Raw genomic sequence first — 6,469 nt, forward strand, 5'->3', positions numbered from 1 at the left:
TACGCGTCGGGCACGGCCACGGCGATGTGGCCGAAGCCGTTGCCGAGGTCGTAGTGATGGGCGATGTTTCGCTTCGCCTGGGACCTCGTATTGGCGTTCAGCCAGTGCATGAAGCGCTGGCTGGCGCGCAGGAGTGCCGCGAGCGGATGCGTGCGGTCGACCCAGTTCTTGTTGCTGAGGATCACGTCGAGCAGCGCCTGCAGGTCGGGGGTGTCCCACCAGCCGTCGAGATAGGCCTCGCAGAAGCCGAGCTCGCCCTCGCGCGCCACCCGGGCGAAGACCCGCGCGTCGCGGATCACGAGCCGCGCCGCCGGCCCGGGCTCCTCGCCCTCGGCCCGGAAGACCCGCCCGTCGGGCAGTGCCACATCGACGCTTCCGGTGCGGATGCCCTGAAGCAGCGCGAAGCTGGTCGAGAACCAGCGCGGCAGGTCGCGCTGCCCGCGCGTCGAGGTTTCCACCCGTGCCAGGTCATCCCGCATGTTCACCCTCCGCCAGAGAATAAGAACCGATTTCGCCGGAAATTCCAAGCGTTGCGTGTCCGCGCTGCAGGGCGATCGCATCTGGCGTTCGATTTTTTCTTCCTCGGCGGTCCCGCCCCAAGACGAGGGCGGCGCCCGGCCCCGGGCGGGAGCGGCGCGCCCGCGTCGTGCCGGTGGCAGCCTCCGGCGCGAGCGTCGGGTTTGCACCCGGTCAGGCGGGCGCGCGCCCGCCCGCGCTGGCGGCGACATGCTTGCGGTAGGCGTCCAGCGCCGCCCGCCTGCCGGCCTTCAGGTCGACCAGGGGCTCGGGATAGGCCGCGCAGGGATCGAGGCCCCAGGATCGCGGCACCGCCTCGAAATAGGCCCGCGCATCGGCATGGGGCGGCCCTGCCGCCGGTTCGGCCACGAAACGGCGGCGATAGGCGCCCTCGGGATCGAATTTCTCCGCCTGAAGCGCGGGATTGAAGACGCGGAAGAACGGCGCCGCGTCCGGGCCGGAGCCTGCGACCCATTGCCAGCCCATCGCGTTCGAGGCCGGATCCCAGTCGGTCAGGCATTCCGCGAACCAGTCGGCGCCGATCCTCCAATGGGTCATCAGATGCTTGGTGAGATAGCTCGCCACCAGCATGCGGACGCGGTTGTGCATCCTGCCCGTGACATACATCTCGCGCATGCCGGCATCGACCATCGGCTCGCCGGTCATGCCGCGCCGCCAGCGTTCGGCCTCCGCATTCTCCGCGCGCCAGGGAAAATCGTCCCAGACGGCGCGCCAGTTCCGCTCCGCGATCTCCGGGCAATGCCAGATCAGGTGCCAGGCGAAGTCCCGCCAGCCGAGTTGCCTGAGAAAGGCCGTGGCGCCCGCAGCACCTTCCGCCTCGGCGCGGCGCGCGGCATGCCAGACGGTCCGCACCGAGATCTCGCCCCAGGTGAGGTTCTCCGAGAGCCCCGATGTCCCGTCGCGATCGGGGCGGTCCCGGTCGCGGCCATAGCGCCCGATCCGGTGTTCGAGGAACTCGGCCAGCCGTGCGGCGGCGGCGGCCTCGCCGATCTTCGCGTGGCGCGCGACCACGGCGGCGCCGCGGTCCATGCCCGCGCCGAGCCGCCACTCCGCCAGCACGTCGGAGGCCGGCCAGGCCGCCGGCGCCGGGATCCGGCCGATCCCCGGCAGGGGCTCGTCCGGGCCGCGCCGCGCGATCGCGCGCCAGAACGGCGTGAAGACCCGGTAGGCACCGCCGGCGCCGGTCGCGACCTCCCAGGGCTCGTGGAGCAGATGCCCCGGATGGCTGGTCGCCCCCAAGGCCGCGGCCGTCAGGCGCGCCTTGACCTGCCGGTCCCGGGCGACCGTCTCCGGCGCATAGAGCCGCGTCCAGCGGACCCGGCGCGCGCCGGTCTCCGCCGCCAGCGCCTCCAGCGTGAAGGCGGCCGGTCCGCGGCGCAGGATCAGGCGGCTGCCGATCGCCTCGAGCCGCGCGCCGAGATCCGCGAGCGAGCGGCCGAGCCGCCATCGCGCCGCCGCGCCGAGCGTCTCGGTCTCCGGGTCGAGCAGGAAGACCGGCACCACCGGACCGCCGTCGCGGCAGGCGGCGGCGAGGCCGGGATTGTCGCTCAGGCGCAGATCGCGCCGGAACCAGAAGAGGACGGGCGTGGCATCGCTCATGGCGGGGATAACCTGGCCCGCCCCGCGCGGGTTTCAAATCCGCCGGCCGGCCCCCGCAGCATCCGCGCGGGGGCCGGCCCCGGGCTCAGCCTAGAGCGGCATGCCGCGCCGCTCCGCGCGCAGCCCCATCCAGATCGCCACGCACATCAGGAGGAGCAGCACCGCGAAGGGAAAGCCCGTCGCCCCCGCCATGGATTGCAGGGCCGCGAGCCCCCCGCCGAGCAGCAGCGCGATGGCCACCAATCCTTCGAGCACGCACCAGAACACCCGCTGCGGCAGCGGCCCGTCGGTCTTGCCGCCGGCGGTGATGGTGTCGATGACGAGCGAGCCGGAATCCGACGAGGTGACGAAGAAGACGATCACCAGGATGATGCCGATCACCGAGGTGATCGGGGCGAGCGGCAGTTCCGACAGCATGCCGAAGAGCGAGAGCTCCGGGCTGTAGCTGTCGATCACATAGGCCTTGACCGCGCTGTCCGGGTTGGTCAGCACCTGCTCGATCGCCGTGCCGCCGAAGACCGCCATCCAGAGCGTGCAGACGAGGCTCGGGATCAGCAGCACGCAGATCACGAATTCCCGCACGCTGCGGCCGCGGCTCACGCGCGCGATGAACATGCCGACGAAGGGCGACCAGGAGATCCACCAGGCCCAGTAGAAGGCGGTCCAGCCGTGGCGGAAGCCGTCGTCGCTGCGGCCGAAGGGACTGGAGAGCGGAACGAGCTCGCCGACATAGGCGCGGAGCGTGGCGAAGAAATCGCCGAAGATCCGCCCTGCCCCGGCCGTGAAGATCACGAAGACCAGCAGGATGAAGGCGAGCACCATGTTGATCTCGGAGGCGCGCTTCACCCCACCGTCGAGACCCTTGAGCACCGAGGTGAGCGCCACCGCCGTGATCGCGATGATCAGGATCACCTTGATGGCGTCGGTGTTCGGGACGCCGAAGAGATAGTTGAGCCCGGCCACCGCCTGCTCGGCGCCGAAGCCGAGCGAGGTGGCGAGGCCGAAGAGCGTGGCGAAGACCGCGACCGTGTCGATCACGTGGCCCGTCGGCCCCCAGACCCGGTTGCCGAAGATCGGATAGAAGGCCGAGCGGATCGTCAGCGGCAGCCCGCGGTTATAGGTGAAGAAGGCGAGCGCCAGCGCGACCACCGCATACATCGCCCAAGGGTGCAGCGCCCAGTGATAGGTGGTCGCGGCCATGCCCATGGCGCGCGCCGCCGCCACGTTCTCGGGGATCAGGTTGCCGTCGGCATCGAACGGAGACGGCACGCCGAGCGGCTCCGAGATCGCCATGTGATAGACCGGCTCGAGCACGCCGAAGAACATCAGGCCGATGCCCATTCCGGCCGCGAAGAGCATCGCGAACCAGCCGAAATAGCTGTAGTCGGGCGTGGCGTCCGCGCCCCCGAGGCGCACGTTGCCGAGCGGCGTCACGATCAGGAGCAGGCAGAAGATCACGAAGACGTTGCCCGCGATGATGAAGAACCAGTCGAGGTGGTTGGTCAGCCAGCCGCGGATGCCGTTGAAGAGCGCGGTCGCGCCCTCGGGAAACATCAGCGTCCCGAGCACGAAGGCGAGGATGCCGAGCCCGGAGACGAGAAAGACCGGGTTGTGGATGTCGAGCCCGAAGGGGCCGACCGACGTCTGGATATTGTCCTGTCCGATCTCGTATTTGACCGACGGATCCATCGGGACGTCGGTGATGTCGCTCTCTGCCATGCGGTTCGCTTCCCCTTTGCTTCCTGTCGCGCCATCCTGGGCCGATCACGGGGGATCGACCCGCGAAATGCGACCGGCAGGGGTCCGGCACCGTCAGCCCGTCGTCGTGCGAAATCCGATCGCGCGACTGCGAACGCAGAGGTTCGCCCCGGGATTGTGTCCCCACCGGACACGGATCGTCACGGTCATGCCCCGGCGACATCCACCACGACGCGGCCCTGCACCCTGCCCTTCAGAATGTCCCGGCCGAGCCCGGGCAGATCGGCGAGGGTGGCCGAACGGACCATGCCCTCCAGCATGTCGAGGTCGAGATCGCGGGTCAACCGGCCCCAGGCACGGATGCGGTTCTCGAAGGGCTGGAGCACGCTGTCGATGCCGAGGATGTTCACGCCGCGCAGCAGGAACGGGATGACGCTGAGCGGCACGTCGAGCCCGCCGGCATTGCCGACCGCGGCCACCGAGCAGCGGTATTTGAGCTGCTTGGTCACCCGCGCCAGCACCGTGCCGCCGACCGCGTCGATGCATCCCGCCCAGGTCTCGGATTCCATCGGCCGCGCGATCGTTTCGGCGATCTCTTCGCGGGGCACGATCCGGCTCGCGCCGAGGCCGCGCAGATAGGCCTCGGTCTCCGGCCGTCCGGTGACCGCGGCGACCTCGTGGCCGAGCCGCGCCAGCACCGCCACCGCCACCGAGCCGACCCCGCCCGCGGCGCCGGTCACCAGCACCGGCCCGTGCCCCGGCGCCAGCCCGTGCTCCTCGAGCGCGATCACCGCCAGCATCGCGGTGAAGCCGGCGGTGCCGATCGCCATCGCCTGGCGCAGCGTCAGGCCGTCTGGCAAGGGCACCAGCCAGTCCGCCCGGACGCGGGCCTTCTGCGCATAGCCGCCCCAATGCGCCTCGCCGACCCGCCAGCCGGTCAGCACCACCGCGTCGCCGGGGGCGTAGCGGGGATCGGAGGATTGCTCGACGATCCCGGCGAAATCGATGCCCGGCACATGCGGGTATTTGCGCACCAGCCCCGCGCCGGGGCCGATGCAGAGCCCGTCCTTGTAATTGACCGTGCTGTAGCGGACCGCGACCGTCACCTCGCCCGCGGGCAGGTCGTCGACCTCCAGCCGGCGCACCGCGGCATGGGTCTTGCCTTCCCCGTCCTTGTCGACCACCAGAGCCTCGAAGCCCATCGCCGCCTCCCTCGCTTCCCGCGGCAGGGTCCGGCCGGAGCCCCCGCTTGTCAAACCCCTTTGCCGACCGCGGCGCGGCGCCGGGTCCGCGGGCGCCCGGTCACGAGCAGTCGCCGGCCCTCAGCAGGCCGTAGCCGAAGATCGGGTCGCGGCCCGGGGCGCCGAGGTCCTGCGCCGAGCCGGCCAGCGCCTCGCGCGCGTCGTTGATGTTGCGCACCCGGCCGGTGGCGACGTCGCGGGCGACCGCGCCGACGGCGAAGGGGACCGCGAAGGAGGTCCCGGTCCAGAAGGTCTCGCCGCCGCGCGCATCGGCCCCCCAGATGTCCACGCCCGGCGCCGAGATCTCGACGTAGCGCCCGCGGTTGTTGTGCGGATAGGGCCGGCTGCGCGCATCCACCGCCGCCACCGCGATCACCGGGCCATAGGCGGCCGGATAGGCCGGCGGCGCCCCGGGGCCGAAATTGCCCGCGGCCGCGAGCAGGATCTGCCCGCGCTGGGCCGCGGCCATCACGCCCCGTTCGAGCAGGGCGTTCGGCGGCCCCATCAGCGACATGTTGACCACCTTCACGCGCTGGGAATCCATCCAGTCGAGCGCGGCGATGATCGCGGTCACGTCGCTCCGCAGCGAATCGCCTTCATAGGCGAAGACATTCGCGGCAAAGAGCCCTGCGCCCGGCACCAGCGGCAGCACGCCCGGCACGTCGCCGACCAGGATGCTCGCGATGGCGGTGCCGTGGATCACGCTGGTCTCGGCGTCCCGGTCCACGAAGCTGTCCGAGCGGATCGAGGCGCCGGCGAGCGCGGGATGCCGGGCGATCGCGGTGTCGATCAGGCCGATGCGCGTCTCCACCGGGCAGCTGCTCGCCCCGAAGAAGCCGACCAGCTCCGAGCCATAGGCCACCGGTACCGGTTGCACCCCCTGGCTCAGCCGGTAGAGATGGCTGAGATCGAAGGAGACCCCCGGCGCCTCCGCCTGCGCCAGCGCCAGCCCGTCCTCGGCGCCGATCCCCGGCGGCGTGCGCAGGCGGGCGAGCACCTGATCGACCAGGATGCCGATGCGCCGCTCCGAGATCACCGAGAAGCCGAGGCCCTCGAGCCGCTCCAGCGCCTCCGGCGTCAGCCCCAGCGCCGAGACCTCGTTGTCGCGGAACGCCGGCGCATCGGTTCCCGCCGCGAGAAAGACCCGCTCCGCCCCGGCCGCGTTCGCCGGCTGCGGCGCGTCCCAGCCCAAGGGGCCGGTCGCCGCGAGCAGCGCCGCGAACGGGTTCGGAAGATCCGGCCCGGGAGCCCTGCGCCCGACCCCGCCGGCGCGCTGCCAGCCCTCCTCGTTGCCGAGCGAGGAATCGCCCGCGGAGGATGCGCCCGGGGCCTCGATGACCCGGCGCCCGCCGATCCCGCCGGCGCCGGTGAGCGCGCCGATGCCGGGCTACGCG

4 protein-coding genes and 1 pseudogene are annotated in these 6,469 nt (G+C 71.6%); all 5 read right to left on the reverse strand.

The window, feature by feature from the left end:
* Nucleotides 1-479, reverse strand: a pseudogene (locus V7050_RS16910) (SAM-dependent methyltransferase); the annotation flags it as partial.
* Between the two features lie 211 nt (nt 480-690).
* Nucleotides 691-2,136, reverse strand: a complete 1,446-nt coding sequence (locus V7050_RS16915; protein WP_324368070.1) for a cryptochrome/photolyase family protein — start codon at nt 2,134-2,136, stop codon at nt 691-693.
* Between the two features lie 90 nt (nt 2,137-2,226).
* Nucleotides 2,227-3,855 carry a BCCT family transporter gene (locus V7050_RS16920; RefSeq protein WP_324410881.1) on the reverse strand — a complete coding sequence of 543 codons (1,629 nt, stop codon included), beginning with the start codon at nt 3,853-3,855 and terminating at the stop codon, nt 2,227-2,229.
* 185 nt (nt 3,856-4,040) lie between these two features.
* The gene (locus V7050_RS16925) at nt 4,041-5,036 is read right to left on the reverse strand and encodes an MDR family oxidoreductase (protein ID WP_324365194.1); all 996 of its coding nucleotides are present in this window, start codon (nt 5,034-5,036) and stop codon (nt 4,041-4,043) included.
* A gap of 100 nt (nt 5,037-5,136) precedes the next feature.
* Nucleotides 5,137-6,267 (reverse strand): S8 family serine peptidase, encoded by a 1,131-nt coding sequence (locus V7050_RS16930; RefSeq protein ID WP_324410883.1) that lies wholly within the window; start codon nt 6,265-6,267, stop codon nt 5,137-5,139.
* Between the last annotated feature and the right edge of the window lie 202 nt (nt 6,268-6,469).

This window comes from Amaricoccus sp., assembly GCF_036846665.1.
In the GTDB taxonomy this organism is placed as follows: domain Bacteria; phylum Pseudomonadota; class Alphaproteobacteria; order Rhodobacterales; family Rhodobacteraceae; genus Amaricoccus.